Source organism: Micromonospora sp. C28SCA-DRY-2 (assembly GCF_030519475.1).
Taxonomy (GTDB): Bacteria; Actinomycetota; Actinomycetes; order Mycobacteriales; family Micromonosporaceae; genus Micromonospora.
Genome location: NZ_JAUMKD010000002.1, coordinates 854,044 through 873,288 on the forward strand (window position 1 = coordinate 854,044; position 19,245 = coordinate 873,288).

A 19,245-nucleotide genomic window follows, 5' to 3' on the forward strand; every position below is an offset into this window, starting at 1 on the left:
GTGTCACGCCTCGTGGGTGGCGACGATCTCCCGCTTCTCGGCGAAGTGGCAGGCGCTCGGGTGGTCCGAGCCCCGCCGGATCTCCAGCAGCGGCACCTGCTCGGCGCAGACGTCCTGTGCCTTCCAGCACCGGGTGCGGAACCGGCAGCCCGAGGGCGGGCTCACCGGCGACGGCACGTCACCGGTGAGGCGGATGATCGCCTTGTTGTCCCGCACGGTCGGGTCCGGCACCGGCACCGCCGACAGCAGCGCCTGGGTGTACGGGTGCGTCGGCCGCTCGTAGATCTCGTCCTCGGTGCCGACCTCGACGATCTTGCCGAGGTACATCACCGCGACCCGGTCGGAGAGGTGCCGCACCACCGACAGGTCGTGCGCGATGAACACGTAGGACAGGTTGAACTCGCTCTGCAGCTGCTCGAGCAGGTTCATCACCTGGGCCTGGATCGACACGTCCAGCGCCGACACCGGCTCGTCGCAGACGATGATCTCGGGCCGCAGGGCCAGCGCCCGGGCGATGCCGATGCGCTGCCGCTGACCGCCGGAGAACTGGTGCGGGTACCGGTTGATGTGCTCCGGGTTGAGGCCCACCAGGTCGAGCAGTTCCTTGACCTTGTTCCGGCGGCTGCCCTTCGGCGCCACCTCCGGGTGGATCTCGAACGGCTCGCCGATCAGGTCACCGACCGTCATCCGCGGGTTCAGCGAGGTGTACGGGTCCTGCATCACCAGCTGGATCTGCCGGCGCAGCCGCCGCAGCGCGCCGCCGGAGAGCTTGGAGATGTCCTGTCCCTTGTAGTGCACGCTGCCGGCGGTCGGCCGCTCCAGGTTCATCAGCACCCGGGCCAGCGTCGACTTGCCGCAACCGGACTCGCCCACCACGCCGAGGGTCTCGCCGGCCCGCAGGTCGAAGGAGACCCCGTCGACGGCCTTGACGTGACCGATGGTCTTCTTGAACACCACGCCGCGGGTGACGGGGTAGTGCTTGACCAGGTCACGGACCTCGAGGATGTTCTCAGTCACGGTTCACCAGCTCCTCGGCGAAGTGGCAGGCGCTGGCCCGGCCGGCACCCACCTGCAGCAGCGGCGGGATCTTCTCCCGGCAGACCGGCTGCGCCATGGGGCAACGCGGGTTGAACGGGCAGCCCGGCGGGATGTTCATCAGGTTCGGCGGGAGGCCCTTGATCGTCCGGAGCTGCTGCCCCTTCTCGTCCAGCCGGGGGATCGAGTTGAGCAGGCCGAGGGTGTACGGGTGCGCCGGCTTGGCGTACAGGTCGTACACGTTGGCTTCCTCGACGATCCGGCCGGCGTACATGACAGCGATCCGGTCCGCGACGTCGGCGACCACGCCGAGGTCGTGGGTGATCAGGATCAGGCCCATCTGCCGCTCCCGCTGGAGCTCGGCCAGCAGGTCCATGATCTGGGCCTGCACCGTCACGTCCAGCGCCGTGGTCGGCTCGTCCGCGATCAGCACCTCCGGGTCGAGCGCCAGCGACATCGCGATCATGGCGCGCTGCCGCATACCGCCGGAGAACTGGTGCGGGTAGTTGTTGAACCGGCCCTTGGCGTTCGGGATCTTGACCTGGTCGAGCATCTCGATCGCGCGCTTCTTGGCCTCGGCGCGGCCCAGGCCGCGCCGAACCCGGAACTGCTCGGCGATCTGGAAGCCGACGGTGAAAACCGGGTTGAGCGCGGAGAGCGCGTCCTGGAAGATCATGGCGATCCCCTCGCCGCGGATGCGGCGACGCTCCTCGGCGGACATGGTCAGCATGTCCTTGCCGTGGAAACGGACCTGACCACCGGTGACGAAGCCGGGGGGCGTGTCCAGGATGCCCATGATCGTCTGGGCGGTGACGCTCTTACCGGAGCCGGACTCGCCGAGCACGGCGAGGGTCTCCCCCGCGTCGACGTGGTACGTGACCCCGTTGATGACCTTGGCGACGCCGTCCCGGGTACGGAACTCCACGCGCAGGTCGTCGACCTCCAGCAGCCGGCCGGCGGGCCGCCCGGAGGCGCCTGCCGCGGACTGCTCGGACACGAGAATGTCGGACAACTGAATCGCCCCTAGCGGAGTTTCGGATCGAGGGCCTCGCGGACCGCCTCGCCGAGCATCACGAAGCTCAGCACGGCGGTGACGAGGAACGCGGCGGGGAAGAAGAGCAGGAACGGCGAGACGCGGATGTACTGCTGCGCCTCACTGATCATGATGCCCCAGGACACCACCGGGGTCTTCAGGCCGACGCCCAGGAAGGACAGCGTCGCCTCGGCGCCGATGAACGAACCCACCATGATCGTGCCGTACACCAGCAGCGGCGCCAGGCAGTTCGGCAGCAGGTGCTTCAGGATGATCCGGCCGGTGCCGGCACCCAGCGCCCGCGCGGCCACGATGTAGTCCGCCTCCTTGGTGGCCAGCACCGAGGAGCGCATCAGCCGCATCACCACCGGCCAGCTCAGCACCGTCAGGGAGAGGATCACCAGACCCATGATCTCCGGGGTGCTGTTGTCGGTGCCCGAACCGTTGAAGGTGGTCAGGATGACGATAGCGCCGAGCACGAACGGCAGGCCGAAGAAGACATCGGCGATCCGGGACAGCAGGCCGTCCACCCAGCCGCCGCGGTAGCCGGCGATGATCCCCATGGTGCCGCCGATCAGCAGCGTACCGGCCACCGAGAGCACCGCCACCACGATCGAGGCGCGGGCGCCGTAGATGACCCGGGCGTACACGTCGCGGCCCTGCACGTCGTAGCCGAACCAGCCGTCGGCCCCCGGCTCCACCCGGCTGCGCGACAGCGCGCCGTTGACCGGGTCGCCGTTGGTGAACAGCGACGGGAACGCCGCCATCACCAGGAAGATCACGATGAACGTGGCCGAGATCCAGAACAGCGGCTTGCGACGCAGATCCTGCCAGGCGTCGCCGAGCAGACCCCGCGGCTTCTCCTTGCGGGCGTTCTCCGGCAGCCCCGCGTCGGCCGGCGCGCCGATCTGGCTCGGCTGCTCGGCACGGGGGGTGCTGACGATCGATGCGGTGCTCGGGTCACTCATAGCGGATCCTCGGGTCCAGGGCGGCGTAGAGCAGGTCGACCAGCAGGTTCATCAGCAGGTAGACCAGCACCAGGACCACCACGATGGAGACAACGGTAGCGCTCTCCTTGGTGACGATCGCTCGGAAGACCTGGCGACCGATCCCGTTGATGCCGAAGATGCCCTCGGTGACGATGGCGCCGCCCATCAGGGCGCCGAGGTCGGTGCCGAGCAGCGTGACGACCGGGATGAGGGAGTTGCGCAGCAGGTGCACCCCGACCACCCGGCGCATCGGCAGGCCCTTGGCGATCGCCGTGCGCACGTAGTCGGCCCGCCGGTTCTCGGCGATGCTCGTCCGCGACACCCGCGCGATGTAGGCCATGGAGGCGCTGCCCAGTACGAAGCCGGGCACGATCAGCTCGGAGATCCGCATCTCGTTGGAGACGGTCGGCTTGACGATGCCCCACTGCACACCCAGCACCCACTGGAGCACGAAGCCGATGACGAAGACCGGCAGCGCGATCAGGAACAGGGTGGAGACGAGAACCAGGTTGTCCAGGAACCCGTTGCGACGCAGGCCGGTCAGCACGCCCGCAGTGAGACCGATGAGGGCCTCGATGGCGAGGGCGACCACGGCCAGCTTCAGCGTGTTCGGGTACGACGTGGCGATGATGTCGCCGATCGGCCGGCCACCGAAGGTGGTGCCGAAGTCGCCCTGGAACAGGTTCTGCATGTAGTTGCCGTACTGGACGAAAATGTTCTCGTTCAGCTTGAACTTCTCGGTCATCATGTTGACGTACGCGTCCGGGCAAGCGCGCTCACCGCACTTGCCGGCGAACGGGTCGCCCGGCACCGACCACACGAGCCAGTAGATGAGGAACGTGGTGCCGATGAAGACCGGAATGAGTTGGAGCAGCCGTCTCAACAGATAACGGCCCATGGGGTGGTCCTCCAGACAGGGGGCGCGTCGGACGGCCGACACGGGGATGACAGACCTTGCGGGGAGATGTTGTAACACCTCCTCACGGAACGGCCCGGGTCGGGCCCACCGGTAGGTGAGCCCGACCCGGGGTCAGACCGTTCGGATCAGAGCTCGACCGAGGTGATGTCGAGCTCGCCGACGTTGGTCAGCTCGAGCTTCTTGATCTTCTCCGAGTGGCCGGACTGCTGGCCACCGAAGTAGATCGGCACCGACGGAACGTCCTGGTCGATGAGCTTGACCGCCTCGGCGAACTTGGCGTGCGAGGCCTCGAGGCTCGGCGCGCTGCTGGCCTCCTTGGCCAGGCGGTCGACCTCCTTGTTGCTGTACAGGCCGTCGTTCGAGGAACCACCGGTCACGTAGAGCGGGTTGACCCAGTTCTCCACGTCCGGGTAGTCCTGCTGCCAGCCGGCGCGGTACATGCCGGTCATCTTGTGGGCGTTGATGTTCTGGCGGAACACCGCGAAGGTCGGCACACCCTCGGCGACGGCGTCGATCTGCAGGTTGGTCTTGATCTGCTGGGCGACGGCCTCCATCCACTCCTTGTGGCTGGCGTCCGCGTTGTAGGCCAGGGTCAGCTTGCCCGAGAAGCCACCAGCCTCGGCCAGGAGCCGCTTGGCCTCCTCCGGGTTGAACTGGCAGGAGGTGCAGTTGCCCGGAGCGGCACCCGGGGTCAGCGGGTTGGCCCAGCTGTCGGCCGGCTTCCGGTTACCGAAGAAGATCTTGTCGCTGATCTCCTGGCGGTTGATCGACAGCGAGATCGCCTTGCGCAGCTTGGCGTTCTGGAAGCGCTTGTCGTAGATCGGGAAGGCGATGATGCCGGTCGACGGGGTGGTCGAGGAGATCGCCCGCTCGCCCAGGTCGGTCTTCCACTTGTCGCCCGCGAGCGAGGAGACCGGAACCTGCTGCATGAAGTCGATGTTGCCGGACAGCAGGTCGTTGTAGGCGGCCGTGTCGTCCTGGTAGATCTTGACGTTGACGTCCTTGATCTTCATCTTGTCGCGCAGCTGGTAGTCGTCGAAGCGCGTCAGCTTGATCATGACGTCGTCTTCCCACGACACGAACTTCACCGGGCCGTTACCGATCGGCTTGCGGCCGAACTCTTCCGGCTTCTGGGTGAAGAAGGCGTCCGGCAGCGGCATGAAGGTGCTGTAGCCGAGCTTGGTCGGGAACACGGCGGTCGGGGCCGCGAGGGTGACCTCGAAGCTCCAGTCGTCCAGGACCTTGAGGCCCTTCATCTCCTTGGCCGTCGGCTCGGGGGCCTTCTGCGGGCCCTCGGCGCCGTCCGGGTCCTCGGTGTGGACGTCGGTGAAGCCGTCGATGTCGGCGAAGAAGCTGCCGTTCTGGGCACCGTTCGGGGAGTACGCGCCCCAGTTCCAGGCGTCCACGAAGTTCTTGGCCTTGACGGGGGTGCCGTCGTGGAACTTCGTGTTCTCCTTGATCTTGATCTTGTAGACCTTGGAGTCGGTCGTCTCGATCGACTCGGCGAGAGCGTTCCGCGGAGCACCACCGTCGTTGGGGTACTCGACCAGGCCGGTCCACATCCAGTCGATGATCTTGCCACCACCGGTCTCGGTGGTGTTCGACGGCACCAGGGGGTTCTCCGGCTGGGTGCCTTCGATGGTGATCGCGCCGTCGGTGCTGGCGCCGGCGTCGCCGCCGTCGCTGTCGCTGCCCGAGCAGCCGGACGCGACGAGCGCGAAAGCCGCGCCCAGCGCGACCGCGCCCGTTGCCCGCTTCGAGACTCTCATTCCGAGGGGCCTCCTCTTTCTAACCTGGTTCGTCGTGGGTTTCACGCACGTTGGGGGGTGACGCCGCCGTCGGCTCCGCACGCGGGCCGCCGGTCCTACCGCAGAGAAATCGGGACACCCTGAGGTACCGATCCGCCGGGCCACCTCATCCATCGAGCTCGGCACGCGCACACGTCACGACCACCAACCGCACCGCTCGCGGTGCCGGAGGGTGGTCGCAGGTCGTACGGAGTGCCTCACGCGAGGGGTGAGGTGCTGCCACTGTGACACTCACTTGCCCGTTACGTGAAGGTGCCGTTATCAAGCCGTTAGTTGGTCGCCACGTTGCCGATACTTGAGAAAAGATCATGAAACAGCTCGGTGGCACCGCCCTGAGCAGCGAAGATACACCCACGCCGGGCGCTGCGACGAGCGCGCGCTGAGCGGTTGTGACCTTCCCCGCCCCGGCTCCGGCGCGCTCCGGAGTCAGCTCCGCGCTGGCCGTATTTGCCCATCCGGACGATACAGATTTCGGCTGTGCGGGCACAATAGCAAGCTGGGTGGACGAGGGCATCGAGGTGGCGTACCTCACGGCCACCCGGGGCGGCACGGGCCGCCGGCCGGCCACGGCCGCCACCGTCCGGTGACCGAGTTACCCCCGATCGCCTGACATGGGGCAGGCGAGACCCCCGCTCGGACGACCAGCACGTCGACGGCCCCGGCGCCCGCCTGGGTGGGCGGGTGCCGGGGCCGGGATCGAGCCGCGGTCCGGTCAGGCGGTGAAGCGGACCTTGCGGCGGCGGACCACCAGGACGGTGACCGCGCCGGCGGCCAGCAGCACCAGGCCGGCGGTGATCGCGGTGGCGATCGGGGAACCGGTCAGCGGCAGGTCGCCGCCGTTGGAGGCCGGCGAGGTGGACGGCGCCGGGCTCTCGGCCGGAGCCGACGGCGACGGCGATTCGGCCGGCGTGCTCGGCGTCGGCGTCGGGCTCGGCGACGACGGGGCGGCGGTGAAGGTGGCGGCCGCCTTGGCGGTCACCGTCTCGTCGGTGCTGCCGCCCAGGATCAGCTTCTGCGCCTTGCCGCCGGTGTACAGGAAGACCCGGCCGAAGGAGACCGAACCCTTGGCGGACAGCGTGACCTCGACCTCACCGGCGTCCTCGGCGGTCAGCCAGAACTTGCCGCCGTTGGCGGTGGCGGTGACCGGCTTGCCCTCGGCGTCGACGGCCACGCCGCCGGTGACCTTGAGGGTGATCTCGCCGGCCGGGCCCTTCACCGTGAACGGGCCGGCCTTCTCACCGACGGTCGCCTTGGCGCTGGTCGGGTCCACGGTCAGCTCGGCCTTCGGCTCGGGCTGGTCGGTGGCGTTGGCCACCAGGTAGTCGTGCACCTTCTTGACCACGTCGTACTGCTGCTTGCCGAGCAGGCCCTTGTCCTTGACCCAGGCGCCCAGCTCGATGCCGTCGCTGAAGTGCCAGACGGCGGTCTGGGTGCCGAAGTAGAGCAGGTTGTTCCGCTTGACCTCGTCCAGGTTCGCCGGCATGGTGGCGCCGGCGGCCGCCAGCAGCTTGGCCGGGTCGGCGTTCGGGTAGCCGTGGGTGAGCACCCACTGCACCTTGCCGAGGTTCTTCACCTGGGACTCGTCCCAGGTGCCCTCGGCGTACTTGCCGTTGATCGCCACGTTGGTGTGGTAGTCGATGCAGAACGCGGGCAGGGTCTTCCCGTCGATCTTCAGCGCCAGGGCGCTGACCGGCTTTGCCTTGCCGTTGAGCAGCAGGGTGACCTTGCTGCCCGGAACCGACTTGGCCACGCCGGTGGCCGGCTCGGCGGCGGCCGGCGCGGCGAAGCCGAGCGCCAGCGCACCACCGGCGACGACGCCCAGGGCGATCCGGGCCCAGCGCCGTCCTCGTTGTCCGATCATGAGATGTGTACCTCTCCCCAGGGATGACCCGCTCCGGGCGGGTTGCGTGGGCCGCCGTTCCCGCGGGATGCGCACCACCCGCGCGCGAGAACGCGACGGGGCATTATCAAACGCGAATTGATCGTTTGTCAGCCCCTGCGGGTCAGATCCGTCGCATCTGTCCGGATTGACGGGGAAGAGGAATAGGTCACACCAGACGACGATCGGCCGCCCAGCGGGACAATTCGTACCGATTGGACATCTGCAGCTTGCGGAGCACGTTCGACACGTGCGTCTCGACCGTCTTGATCGAGATGTAGAGCTCCTTGGCGATCTCCTTGTACGCGTACCCCCGGGCGAGCAGCCGGAGCACCTCGCGCTCCCGGTTGGTCAGCTGGTCCAGCTCCGGGTCGGCCACCGGCGCGTCCGGCCGGGCGGCGAAGGCGTCCAGCACGAACCCGGCCAGCCGAGGGCTGAACACCGCGTCGCCGTCGGCCACCCGGCGGATCGCCGCCGCCAGCTCGTCCGGCGAGATGGTCTTGGTGACGTAGCCCCGGGCGCCGGCCCGGATCAGCCCGATCACGTCCTCGGCGGCGTCGGAGACGCTCAGCGCCAGGAACTTCACCTGCGGGTGGGTACGCCGCATCGCGTCCAGCACCGCGCGGCCACCGCCGTCGGGCATGTGCACGTCGAGCAGGACCACGTCGGGCAGGGCGGCGGCGATCCGGCTGACCGCCTCGGCCACGGTGCTCGCCTCGCCCACCACCTCGACGTGCGCGCCCAGCTCGGCGCGGACCCCCGCGCGGAACATGGCGTGGTCGTCGACGAGGAAGACCCGCAGCCGCTCCGCGCCGGCACCCGCTCCCTCGACCGGTTCCATCGACTGCTCGGTCATCACTTGTCCCTTTCCGCCGTGGACGAGTCCCGGGAGATCGGCAGGATCAACCGGACCTCGGTCCCCTCCCCCGGCTCGGACCGGATCTCCGCCCGGCCGCCGTGCCGCTTCATCCGCCCGATGATCGAGCCTCGGACGCCGTGCCGGTGATCCTCCACCGTATCCGGGTCGAAGCCCTTCCCCCGGTCCCGGACGAAGACGCTGACCTGATCCGGCTCGACCTCCGCATAGAGGGAGACGGTCTGCACGCCCGCGTGCCGGGCCGCGTTCACCAGCGCCTCGCGGGCGGCCGCGACCAGCGCGCCGACCCGCTCGTCGGTCTCCCGGTCACCGACCACCACCGCCTCGACGGTGATCGCGAAGGTGTCCTCCACCTCGGCGGCGGCCTGCTCCAGCGCCGCGGCGAAGCGCTCGGTCGGCGAACCGGTCGGCTTGTAGAGCCAGTTGCGCAGCGAGCGTTCCTGGCCCCGGGCGAGCCGCTGCACCGTCTTCACGTCGCCGGCGTTGCGCTGGATCAGGGCGAGGGTGTGCAGCACCTGGTCGTGCACCATGGCGGCCAGCTCGGCGCGCTCCTGCTCCCGTATCCGCCCCTCGCGCTCGGAGCGGAGCTGGTTGTACGTCCGCCAGAGCACCGGCGCCGCCACCACACCGACCCCGGCCAGGCCGACCAGCGCGAAGATCACGCCGTTGAGCACGGCGTCGAAGTTCTGCGCCGGGGAGTAGACAGCGGCGACGCCGATGATGCCGACCGCGACCAGCACCCCGCCGCCGATGAAGCGGAGCACGAACGCCCGCCGGTCGCTCTCCTCCACCACCGCGCCCAGCCACGGCACCGGCATCGACTCGCCCCACCGCTGCCGCCGCTCGGGAGCGGACTGGTGCCAGATCACCCCGGCGCCGACCGCGATGATCGCGACCAGCCAGCCGGCGGTGCCGGCCGCGCCGACCGAGTCGAAGACCATCACCTGGACCAGCAGCACGCCGAGGCCGATCGCCACGAACGGCAGCAGCTGGGCGACGTCGCGCCGGGGTGGCACCGCGGTGTCGCCCGGCCGCAGCGGCACCACCGCCCAGAACGCCGCGTAGAGCAGCAGGCCGAGCCCGCTCAGCCCGAGCAGCACCATGAAGGCGATCCGCACCCGGACCACCGAGATGCCGAGATGGTCGGCGATGCCCGCGGCCACCCCGGCGGCCATCCGGTGCTCCGGGGCGCGGTAGAGGCGCGGTGGCTGGGTCACGATGCTGATCGCAGGCTCCCTGGTCGGCTGGGCACGGGGCGGGCGGCAGGCCGCTGCCGGCGCCGGTTCGATCGTCACACGCTGCGCCGCCGCCCGGCCACGGGGACGCCCCCGACATTCGGGGCGCCGGGATCTCAGGGTGGGGTCAGGGTCGGGTCCTGAGGCCGTCCGGGCGGTCGACGCAGCAGGATCGAGGGCATGACCGAGGAAGCTGCCCAGTCCCCCCGTCCCGGGGCGGCGCAGCCGGGTGGACCGCCACCCGCTGCCCCCGCCGGCGGGACCGCGTCCGGCACGTTCGGGACGCCGCCGCCGGTGGCCGCGCCGGGCGACGCCGGTGGCACCACGGGGACGCCACCGCCGGGCGCGGGGACGCCGCCACCCGGGCCGGGCGCGCCGCCACCGCCGGGCGCCGCCGGCTTCACCACGCGGTACGGGCTGGTGCGCCCGCGCGACGGCCGCTACCTGGCCGGCGTCTGCGCGGCGATCGGCCGGGCCACCAACACCGACCCGGTGCTGTGGCGGGTGCTGCTCGCGGTGCTCGGCTTCTTCGGCGGCATCGGCATCCTGGTCTACGTCACCGCGTGGCTGATCATCCCCGGCGAGGGCGACAGCGCCTCCCCGGTCGAGTCGATGCTGGGCCGGGGGCGCTCCAGCATGTCCCCGGTCACCGTGATCGTGCTCAGCATCCTGGTCGCGGTCAGCTTCGGCTACATCGTCACCGACGCGTTCCGCGCGGTGCTGCTCGGCGCGGCCATCCTGATCGGCGGCGCGCTGCTGCTGAACCGGGAGAACCAGGGCCGGCCGGCCGCGGCACCGGTTCCGCCCACTCCGGCGCCGCCGCCCGGTCCGGTCCCGCCGGTCAGCTACCCCGCCCCGGCCGCGTACCCGGCGCCGGCGGCCGGCCCGGTGGCACCGGCCGCGACACCCGCCCCGGTGAGCGGTGCGCCGGGCGTTCCGCCGGCACCGCCGGTCTCCGGCCAGCCGGCCGAGGCCACCGCCGAGCTGCCCGCCTGGCCGCCGGCCCCGCCGGCCGCCCCGACGGTCGGGCCACCGCTGGCCGGCCCGGCCACCGGCTGGCCGCCGGCCGCGCCCACCTCCGGCTGGCCCGCGCCGACCAGCGGGCAGCCGGTCACCGCGCCGCTGCCCCCGGCCGGCTACCGGCCCCCGTTCGCCCCGCACGGCCCGTACGCCGGGAAGCCGGTGCCGGCACCGAAGCCGCCCAAGCCACCGAAGCCACCGAAGCGGCCGCGCGAGCGGTCCCCGCTGGGCGCGGTGACGTTCTCGCTGATCTTCCTCGCCCTGGGCGTGGTCGCGGTGCTCGACCTGCTGGACGTCTTCGCCGTCGGCGCGTCCGCGTACTTCGCGGCGGCGCTGGCCACCATCGGTCTCGGCCTGCTGGTCGGCACCTGGTTCGGCCGGGCCCGCTGGCTGATCGCGCTCGGCCTGGTCACCGCCGCCGCGCTGGCCGTGGCCACCGTCGCCGAGTCGTACGACCGGGTGCGCGGCGTGGACGGCGCGGTGACCTGGTCGCCCACCGACTACCGCGACCTCGCCGTGCGGTACGAGAACAGCTTCGGCGACGCCGTGCTCGACCTGCGGGCGGTCGACTTCGACAAGAAGGACACCGAGATCACCGTGTCGATCAACTTCGGGGAGGCGACGGTGGTGGTGCCGCCGAACGTGGACGTCACCACGGTGGCCGACGTCAACGCCGGTGACGCGAACGTCTTCGGCCGGCGCTCGGGCGGGCTGGACGGCCCGCTGCGGGAGACCACGGACCTGGGCGCTGACGGACCCGGTGGTGGGAAGCTGCGCCTCTACATCCACGTCAACGCCGGCAACCTGGAGGTGACCCGGTGAAGGCCCACCGCACGGACGTCGTCTCGTTCGCCTTCGGGCTGATCTTCGTCGGGCTCGCCGCCTGGTGGCTGCTCGCCCAGCTGCTCGGGTTGGCGCTGCCGCCGGTGGGGTGGTTCCTGGCCGGCGCGCTGATCCTCGTCGGCCTGCTCGGCCTGGTCGGCGCGCTGCGCTCGGGCCGCTCCGCCAACCGGGAGGAGCCGCCGGGCACGCCCGCCACGGGCGAGCCGGCGACCGGCACCGACGCGACGGTCCTGGACCTGCCGGCGGTCGCCGACCGGCCGACCTCGGACGCGGGCGAGCCGAGCTGGCCGGAGGCGGGCGGATCGGCCTGGCCGACCGGCCGCTCCGAGTGGGAGGTGTCCGCCCCGATGTCCGGTGCCCCGGTGTCCGGCCCCGGCCGGGCCGGCCGGGACGAGGCCGACGAGTGGCCGACCGAGGCGGTGGCCGACCGGCCGGTGGAGGGCACCGAGGACCGCCCCGCCGACGAGTGGCCGACCGGTTCGGTCGCCGACCGGCCGGTCGAGGGCACCGAGGACCGCCGCGCCGACCGGGACCGGCCGGGTGAGGAGAACCCGGTCACCGAGGAGCGGCCCGCCGGGGCGCCGGTCACCGGGCCGCCGGCCGGCGACGAGCGGTCGCGCGGCTGACCGCGCCCGGTGCCGCCCCGGTCCGGGGCCGCCTATGCTGGCCGGTGGAGATTTCGCCTCCGCCGGCCGGCCCGCGCCGCCGTGGCGGTCCCGCCGCGATGCCCGTCGCTACCCCGTCAGGAGCCCGTCCGACATGACCCAGTCCCCCGCCGTGCGCACCCCCGGCCGGTCCGGTCCGGTCCGCATCGGCGAGCGAGCCGCCCGTACCCTCGTCGCCGAGCTCGCCCGGATCAACGACCCCAAGGCCGCCCTGCTGGTCGGCGCCGCCCCGGAGTCCGCGGTGCTGGCCGCCGCGATCGAGGCGCTGCTGCCCGGTGACACGCTCACCCTCGTGCCGGCCGGCACGGCCGACTCCGCGGGGCTGCGGGAGCACGTCACCGCCCAGGGCCGGTGGGTCGCCGAGCGGGTCCGGGTGGTGGACACGCTCGCCGAGGCCGAGCCCGCCGCCGTGGTGGTCGCGGGCGAGGCGTTCGTCGGCACCGCCGACGAGGCCCGTACCAGCATCGAGTCCCTGACGAAGTACCTCGCCGACGGCGGGGTGCTCAGCGTGGCCACCGCCCCGGGCCGCACCGCGGGCGCGACCGCCGAACTCGACCGGCAGAGCGCGCTGTACGGCGTCGGCACCGACCTGGTGCTGCGGAACAACCCGCCGGTGCGGGTGCACCGGCTGCGCTTCACCCCGGCCGACGTCGCGGCGGCGGAGCGGCTGGCCCCGGCGTACCGCCCGTCCAGCGTGCCGCTGACCCGGACCATGCACATCGACTCGAACGGGGTGGCCGCGGCCGGCATCACCCTCGGGCTGGCCGCGCTGGCCCGCGTCGCGCGGCCGAAGTCGAAGCTCTGGCTGCTGCCGGCGCTGGCCGCCGCTCCGGTGGCGGCGTTCTTCCGCGATCCGGAGCGGGACGTGCCCGAGGACCCGTCGGCCGTGGTCGCCAGCGCGGACGGCCAGGTGCTGTCGGTGCAGCGGCTGCACGACGAGCGCTTCGGCGACGGCGAGTGGCTGCGCGTCGCGGTCTTCCTGTCGGTGCTGGACGTGCACGTCAACCGGTCGCCGGTGGCCGGCAAGGTGGTCGACTACTTCGTCGCCGACGGCGGCTTCGTCAACGCGATGAAGCCGGACGCCGAGCACAACGTGGCGGCGTACACGGTGCTGGACACCACCCGCGGCACGGTCGTGGTGGCGCAGCGGACCGGGCTGATCGCCCGCCGGATCGTGCAGCGGGCACCGGTCGGCACGCTGCTGGCCCGGGGCGAGCGCTTCGGGCTGATCCGGTTCGGCTCGCGGACCGACGTCTACCTGCCCGCCGAGGCCGCCGAGCCACTGGTCGGCCCGGGCGACAAGGTGGTCGGCGGGTCGACGGTCATCGCCCGCTGGCGCTGAGCAGACGACGAAGGGGGCGCCGCTGGTGGCGGCGCCCCCTTCTCGCTTGTCAGGGGTCAGGCGGTACGGCGCTGGCGCAGCCAGAGCACCGGGCCGCTGACCAGGTAGCCGACCACGACCAGGGCGAAGGTCAGCCGCACGTCGACCAGCGCGCCGATCACCGGGGCCAGCCACACCCACGGCGGCAGCTTGACCAGCCGGGCGAGCTTGGCGTACGGGAAGCTGGAGACCATCGTGAAGGCCAGCACGGCCACCCCGGCCACCAGCACCGGGCCCGGCACGGGCAGCCCGATGGCGACGGTCAGCGCGAGCACCGCGGCGGCCATGGTGGTGGGCACCCCGCAGAAGAACCGGCCGTCCTTGGGCGAGACGTTGAACCGGGCCAGCCGGATCGCCGCACACGCGGCGACCAGCGCGCAGGCCACCGCGGCGGCCGGCGTGGAGACCGACCCGGCGAGTGAGGCGTAGACCACCACCGGGGCGGCGAGGCCGAACGAGCACATGTCGGCCAGCGAGTCCATCTGCGCGCCGAACGGGCTGGCCACGCCGAGCTTGCGGGCCAGCGCGCCGTCCAGCCCGTCGAAGGCGACGCAGGCGATCAGGCAGAGCGCGGCCACCCGCACCTCGCCCTGCATGGCGAGGAAGATCGCCAGCATGCCGAGCATGAGGCTGGCCAGGGTGCACGCGTTGACCACCGCGAACTTCATCCGGCGGGCGGCCGTCCGCTCGCCGGGCAGCAGCGGGATCGACATCGAGGGCGACTCGTCGACCGGCGCGGCGGGCGCGAGGGCCGGGCTGACCGGCATCACCGCCTCGACCTGGGCTCGACGGATCCGGCTCAGGCCGTAACGGCGACCGGGTCGATCGGCGTAACGGTGCTCCGGTAGCGCGACGTCGGTGGCGGACTGGGGGCCGCCGTCCCGGCGACCCACCCGGACCAGCAGCACCTGGCGGGCGAACGTGCTGCTGCGGCGCAACGGGCCCGCCCAGCGACGCCCTGCGGGGCGCGGACTGTCAGTCGTACGACGCCGGCGCCATGGGGCTCTCGGCACGTTTCCTCCATCACCGGATCGGCTGGCCGCCGCGAGGGCGGGGGCGTCCGGCTGTCTCTTGCCGGACCGCTTCGGCCCGGCAGCCGTTTTGCGGAGTACACCATCGCATAGGGGAACGGGGATTGGCGATAGCTGCCGGCGGTACTTATATCTCCCTTAAACCGCTCGAACCGCTCTCTTATTCCCATCCCGGGCTCCATCGCCCGTTTCCTCCACCAACCCCACCCCGACTGTACCGGAGCGTGCCCACCTCAGCTCGGCGAGCGGGTGCTGTCCACCCGGTTGTCCGGTTCCCGCAGCCCGGCGACGATCCGCCGGGCGCCCCCGGCCGCGCCGGGCGCCCCCGGCCGCGCCGGTCCGCGCCCGGTCAGCGCCCCGGACCGGGCCGGTCCGCGCCCCGGTCCGCGCCGGTCAGCGACCCGGGCGCGGGACCACCTTGGCGGCGATCTCGGTGAGCGGCAGCCCGGCCAACTGGTCGGGGGTGAACCAGGCGGCCCGGGCGGTGGAGCCGCCGGCCAGCTCGGTCACCCGCGCCTCGGTGGGCGCGTCCACCGCCACCCGGTAGATCACCCGGACGCCGTGCCAGTCCAGCGGGCGGCCCTCCGGGCCGAGGGCGGCGGGGTTGTGCAGGTTGTCCACCCCGATCAGCTCGACCACCCGGCCGAGCTGGCCGCCCTCCTCGACCAGTTCCCGCAGCAGCGCGGCGACCGGCTGCTCGCCGTGGTCGGTGCCACCGCCGGGCAGGTGCCAGCGGCCCGCCCCCGGGTAGCCGTCCGCGATCATCGTGAGCAGCACCCGCCCGGCCGGGTCGGTCACCAGCCCGTACGCCCCGAAGCGCAGCCGCCGGTCCGCCGGTGGCGGGCCGGCCTGCTCGGCCGGCAGTGATCGGGGCAGGTCGGGCGGCAGGGGCGACACGGGCAGGCCGAGCAGTTCGGCGGTGAACGGCATCAGGGGCACCTCGGCCGCCTCGGCCGGGGTGAACCAGCCGATCTCGTCGCTGCCGCCGGCCGGCTCCGGCCGGGCCTCGCCGCCCCGCACCACCACGTCGAAGACCAGCCGGTCGGTGTGCACCGCGACACCGGCGTCAGGGAAGGTGGTCACGTCCGCCAGGACGGCTCGCAGCCCGGTCACCTCGACGGTGAGGCCGGTCTCCTCGGCGAACTCGCGGACCACGGCGTGCGCCGGGTGCTCCGCGTGCTCCACCCCGCCGCCCGGCAGCTGCCAGACCCCCGGGTACGGGCCCGCGGCCGACCCCCGCGCCAGCACCACCCGCCCGGCGTCCTCGCACACCCCGTACGCCCCCACCCGCCGCGCTTCCCGCACCACCCGCCGCTCCCCCACACCGGCTCCACCCCGTCGATCATGAGGTTAGCGGCACCGGGGGCGGCGTGCCGGCCGGTCAACCTCATGATCAACGGGCGGGGGTGGCCCGGGTCAGGCGAGGCGGGCGGCCTGGACGGCTTCGGCGGTGACCTCGGTGAGGCGGTCGGTGGGCAGGGCGCCCAGCTCGGCCGGGGCGAACCAGCGGGCCTCGCAGGTGGAGCCGCCGACGTCGGCGACCGTGGGCGGGGCGGGCTGGTCGACCACCACCCGGTAGAACGCGCGGACGCCGTGCCAGTCGATCGGATAGCCCTCCGGGCCGAGCGAGGCGGCGTCCCGGTGACTGGCCACCCCGAGCAGCTCGACCAGCCGGCCGGTCTGCCCGGTCTCCTCGACCAGCTCCCGGATCAGCGCCGCGCCCGGCTGCTCGCCGTAGTCGGTGCCGCCGCCCGGCAGGTGCCAGCAGCCGGCGCCCGGGTAGCCGTCGGCCACCCGGGTGAGCAGCACCCGCCCCTCCGGGTCGGTGCAGACCGCGTACGCGGCGAAGCGCTGCGCCCGGTGCAGCCCGTCCGGGCCGGGCACCGCGTAGAACGAGGGGAACTCCGGCGGCTCGTCCGGCACCACGTCGGCCGAGGAGGCGGGCAGGCCGAGGGCGCGCGCGGTGAACGAGCGCAGCGGCAGCTCGGCGGCCTCCTCGCGGGTAAACCAGCGGGCCAGGTCGGTCGGCCGGCCGACCCGGTCGGTGAGCGTCCCGCCGCGGACCGAGACCCGGTAGATCAGCCGGTCGGTGTGGATCGTGATGCCCCGCTCGGGCAGCGCCCGCATGTCGGCCAGCACGTCGTCGAGGCCGTCGACGGTGACCGAGAGGCCGGTCTCGGCGGCCGTCTCCCGGACCACCGTGTGGTTCGGGTCCTCGCCGTGGTCGACCGCCCCACCGGGCAGCGACCACGTGCCCGGTGTGCCGGACCGCTCCGACGCGCGGACCAGCAACACCCGGTCGAGCGGGTCGGCACAGACTGCGTATGCCGCGATCCTGCGAAGCGGCGTGAGCGTGGTGGTCACGGGAGGAAATTCTCCCCGGCGCCGGTTACCGGCATCGAAAAGAGTCAGATTCCTGACTCAAGTCTCCCGAATCAGGGGCCGGTCAGGGTAAGGCTCCGGGCGGTCACCGAGGTCGATCCGGCCGCCCGCGCGGAGGGTTGAGGCATGACACACACCAGCCCTCCCCAGGCCCCGTACAAGCAGCTCCGCCGCCCGACCACCGACCGGATGGTGGCCGGGGTGGCCAGCGGCCTCGGCCGCTACTTCGCCGTCGACCCCACCCTGGTGCGGGTCGTCTTCGCCGTCACCGGTCTGCTCACCGGCGGGCTCGCGCTGCTCGCGTACCCGATCATGTGGTTCCTGATGCCCGAGGAGCCGGCCGACGCGCCCGCCTGGCCGCACCCGGCGGAGGCCGCGCCACCCACCGTGCCGCAGCCCACCGCCGCGCCGACCACCGTGGTGCCGCCGGCCTACCCGCCGGCCGCGCCCCCGGCCGGGTGAGCCGGGGTCACTCCCACTCGATGGTGCCCGGCGGCTTGCTGGTCACGTCCAGCACCACCCGGTTGACCTCGGCGACCTCGTTGGTGATCCGGGTGGAGATCCTCGCGACCACCTCGTACGGCAGCCGGGACCAGTCGGCGGTCATCGCGTCCTCGCTGGAGACCGGGCGCAGCACCACGGGATGCCCGTAGCTGCGCCCGTCGCCCTGCACCCCGACGCTGCGCACGTCGGCCAGGAGCACCACCGGGAACTGCCAGACGCCCCGGTCCAGCCCGGCGGCGCTCAGCTCCTCGCGGGCGATCAGGTCGGCCCGGCGCAGCACGTCCAGCCGCTCCCGGTCCACCGCGCCGATGATCCGGATGGCCAGGCCCGGCCCCGGGAACGGGTGCCGCCAGACCATCGCCTCGGGCAGGCCGAGCTGGAGGCCGAGCGTGCGGACCTCGTCCTTGAAGAGCGTGCGCAGCGGCTCGACCAGGGCGAACTTCAGGTCCTCCGGGAGGCCGCCGACGTTGTGGTGGCTCTTGATGTTGGCGGTGCCGGTGCCGCCGCCGGACTCCACCACGTCCGGGTAGAGGGTGCCCTGCACCAGGAACTCGACGTCGCCGTGCGCGGCGACCTCGCGGGCGGCGGCCTCGAAGACCCGGATGAACTCCCGGCCGATGATCTTGCGCTTCTGCTCCGGGTCGGTCACCCCGGCCAGCGCGCCGAGGAACCGGTCGGCGGCGTCGACCACCTTGAGCTTGATGCCGGTGGCGGCGACGTAGTCCTTCTCCACCTGCTCGGCCTCGCCGGCGCGCAGCAGACCGTGGTCGACGAAGACACAGGTGAGCTGGTCGCCGACGGCCTTGTGCACGAGCGCGGCGGCGACCGCCGAGTCGACCCCGCCGCTCAGGCCGCAGATGACCTCCTTGTCGCCGACCTGCTCGCGGATCCGGGCCACCTGCTCGTCGATGATGTTCTCCGCCGTCCAGGTGGGCTCGATGCCGGCGATGTCGTAGAGGAAGCGGCGGAGCATCTCCTGGCCGTGCGCGGTGTGCCCGACCTCCGGGTGGAACTGCACACCGGCCCGGCGGCCGGCCAGGTCCTCGAACGCGGCCACCGGCGCCCCCGCCGACTCGGCGGTCACCGTGAAGCCGGCCGGGGCCTCGGTCACGCAGTCGCCGTGGCTCATCCAGACCGGCAGGTCGTCCGGCAGCTCGCGGAGCAGCACGCCGGCCTCGGGGCGGGCGCGCAGCGGGGTGCCGCCGTACTCACGGTTGCCGGTGCGGGCCACCGTGCCGCCGAGGGCCTGGGCCATCGCCTGGAAGCCGTAGCAGATACCGAAGACCGGCACCCCGGCGTCGAACATGCCGGCGTCGATCTGCGGGGCGTCCGGGGCGTAGACGCTGGCCGGGCCGCCGGAGAGGATGATCGCCGCCGGGTTCTTCGCCAGCATCTCGGCGACCGGCATCGAGTGCGGCACGATCTCCGAGTAGACGTTGGCCTCGCGCACCCGGCGCGCGATGAGCTGGGCGTACTGGGCTCCGAAGTCCACCACGAGGACGGGGCGAGGCGTGCTCATGCGCAGAAAGCCTACCCACCGTCACGGCCCTTCCCGCCCACACCCCGCCGCACCACCCCCACCCGGTCCCGCCCCGCGCCCCACCCCGCCGCGATCTTGCGCTTTCCGCCCCCGTTCTGCGGCAC

At 72.4% G+C, this 19,245-nt stretch carries 16 protein-coding genes and 1 pseudogene; 5 read left to right on the forward strand and 12 right to left on the reverse strand.

Going from position 1 to position 19,245, the window contains the following annotated elements:
• Positions 1-3: 3 nt before the first annotated feature.
• The 5 genes from Q3W71_RS12415 to Q3W71_RS12435 form a co-directional block, all read right to left on the reverse strand.
• Positions 4-1,017 (reverse strand): ABC transporter ATP-binding protein, encoded by a 1,014-nt coding sequence (locus Q3W71_RS12415; RefSeq protein WP_302919437.1) that lies wholly within the window; start codon positions 1,015-1,017, stop codon positions 4-6.
• Entirely contained in the window at positions 1,010-2,032 is a 1,023-nt protein-coding gene (locus tag Q3W71_RS12420) for an ABC transporter ATP-binding protein (protein ID WP_302919687.1), read from the reverse strand. The genes Q3W71_RS12415 and Q3W71_RS12420 overlap by 8 nt, the downstream gene beginning before the upstream one ends.
• Positions 2,033-2,058: 26 nt before the next feature.
• Positions 2,059-3,036: an ABC transporter permease gene (locus Q3W71_RS12425; RefSeq protein ID WP_302919438.1), complete on the reverse strand. Its 978-nt coding sequence runs from the start codon at positions 3,034-3,036 to the stop codon at positions 2,059-2,061.
• A complete protein-coding gene (locus Q3W71_RS12430; RefSeq protein ID WP_088991976.1) occupies positions 3,029-3,955 on the reverse strand; it encodes an ABC transporter permease in 927 nt (308 codons plus the stop codon). Before Q3W71_RS12430 ends, Q3W71_RS12425 begins: the two co-directional genes overlap by 8 nt.
• Positions 3,956-4,101: 146 nt before the next feature.
• The gene (locus Q3W71_RS12435) at positions 4,102-5,745 is read right to left on the reverse strand and encodes an ABC transporter substrate-binding protein (RefSeq protein ID WP_302919439.1); all 1,644 of its coding nucleotides are present in this window, start codon (positions 5,743-5,745) and stop codon (positions 4,102-4,104) included.
• 428 nt (positions 5,746-6,173) lie between these two features.
• Here Q3W71_RS12435 and Q3W71_RS12440 point away from each other — a divergent pair, with 428 nt between their 5' ends.
• Positions 6,174-6,371, forward strand: coding sequence for a PIG-L deacetylase family protein (locus Q3W71_RS12440; protein ID WP_302919440.1), 198 nt, complete (start codon positions 6,174-6,176; stop codon positions 6,369-6,371).
• 125 nt (positions 6,372-6,496) lie between these two features.
• Here Q3W71_RS12440 and Q3W71_RS12445 read toward each other — a convergent pair whose 3' ends face one another.
• The 3 genes from Q3W71_RS12445 to Q3W71_RS12455 all read right to left on the reverse strand — a co-directional run bounded on the left by Q3W71_RS12445 (position 6,497) and on the right by Q3W71_RS12455 (position 9,760).
• A complete protein-coding gene (locus tag Q3W71_RS12445) occupies positions 6,497-7,645 on the reverse strand; it encodes a thioester domain-containing protein (protein ID WP_302919441.1) in 1,149 nt (382 codons plus the stop codon).
• 187 nt (positions 7,646-7,832) lie between these two features.
• Positions 7,833-8,519 carry a response regulator transcription factor gene (locus Q3W71_RS12450; RefSeq protein ID WP_302919442.1) on the reverse strand — a complete coding sequence of 229 codons (687 nt, stop codon included), beginning with the start codon at positions 8,517-8,519 and terminating at the stop codon, positions 7,833-7,835.
• Positions 8,519-9,760 carry an ATP-binding protein gene (locus tag Q3W71_RS12455; RefSeq protein ID WP_302919688.1) on the reverse strand — a complete coding sequence of 414 codons (1,242 nt, stop codon included), beginning with the start codon at positions 9,758-9,760 and terminating at the stop codon, positions 8,519-8,521. The genes Q3W71_RS12450 and Q3W71_RS12455 overlap by 1 nt, the downstream gene beginning before the upstream one ends.
• Before the next feature lie 195 nt (positions 9,761-9,955).
• On the opposite strand from Q3W71_RS12455, the gene Q3W71_RS12460 reads away from it, so the two are divergent.
• The 3 genes and pseudogenes from Q3W71_RS12460 (at position 9,956) to Q3W71_RS12470 (ending at position 13,645) form a co-directional block, all read left to right on the forward strand.
• The gene (locus Q3W71_RS12460; protein ID WP_302919443.1) at positions 9,956-11,617 is read left to right on the forward strand and encodes a PspC domain-containing protein; all 1,662 of its coding nucleotides are present in this window, start codon (positions 9,956-9,958) and stop codon (positions 11,615-11,617) included.
• Positions 11,614-11,805 (forward strand): annotated as a pseudogene (locus Q3W71_RS12465) (hypothetical protein); the annotation flags it as partial. The gene Q3W71_RS12460 and the pseudogene Q3W71_RS12465, both read left to right, overlap by 4 nt.
• A gap of 592 nt (positions 11,806-12,397) precedes the next feature.
• Positions 12,398-13,645, forward strand: a complete 1,248-nt coding sequence (locus tag Q3W71_RS12470; protein ID WP_302919444.1) for a phosphatidylserine decarboxylase — start codon at positions 12,398-12,400, stop codon at positions 13,643-13,645.
• Between the two features lie 56 nt (positions 13,646-13,701).
• On the opposite strand, the gene Q3W71_RS12475 is transcribed toward Q3W71_RS12470, so the two are convergent.
• From Q3W71_RS12475 to Q3W71_RS12485, 3 genes are all read right to left on the reverse strand, one after another.
• Entirely contained in the window at positions 13,702-14,622 is a 921-nt protein-coding gene (locus Q3W71_RS12475; protein WP_302919445.1) for a phosphatidylcholine/phosphatidylserine synthase, read from the reverse strand.
• Between the two features lie 486 nt (positions 14,623-15,108).
• Positions 15,109-16,020, reverse strand: coding sequence for an NUDIX hydrolase (locus Q3W71_RS12480; protein WP_302919689.1), 912 nt, complete (start codon positions 16,018-16,020; stop codon positions 15,109-15,111).
• Positions 16,021-16,131: 111 nt separating this feature from the next.
• On the reverse strand, positions 16,132-17,079 hold the full coding sequence (locus Q3W71_RS12485) for an NUDIX domain-containing protein (RefSeq protein ID WP_302919446.1): 948 nt from the start codon (positions 17,077-17,079) through the stop codon (positions 16,132-16,134).
• Between the two features lie 144 nt (positions 17,080-17,223).
• Here Q3W71_RS12485 and Q3W71_RS12490 point away from each other — a divergent pair, with 144 nt between their 5' ends.
• Positions 17,224-17,559 (forward strand): PspC domain-containing protein, encoded by a 336-nt coding sequence (locus tag Q3W71_RS12490; protein ID WP_302919447.1) that lies wholly within the window; start codon positions 17,224-17,226, stop codon positions 17,557-17,559.
• A 7-nt stretch (positions 17,560-17,566) separates the two neighbouring features.
• Here the strand turns inward: Q3W71_RS12490 and guaA are convergent, their stop codons facing one another.
• A complete protein-coding gene (gene guaA / locus Q3W71_RS12495) occupies positions 17,567-19,120 on the reverse strand; it encodes a glutamine-hydrolyzing GMP synthase (protein ID WP_302919448.1) in 1,554 nt (517 codons plus the stop codon).
• Positions 19,121-19,245 lie beyond the last annotated feature (125 nt).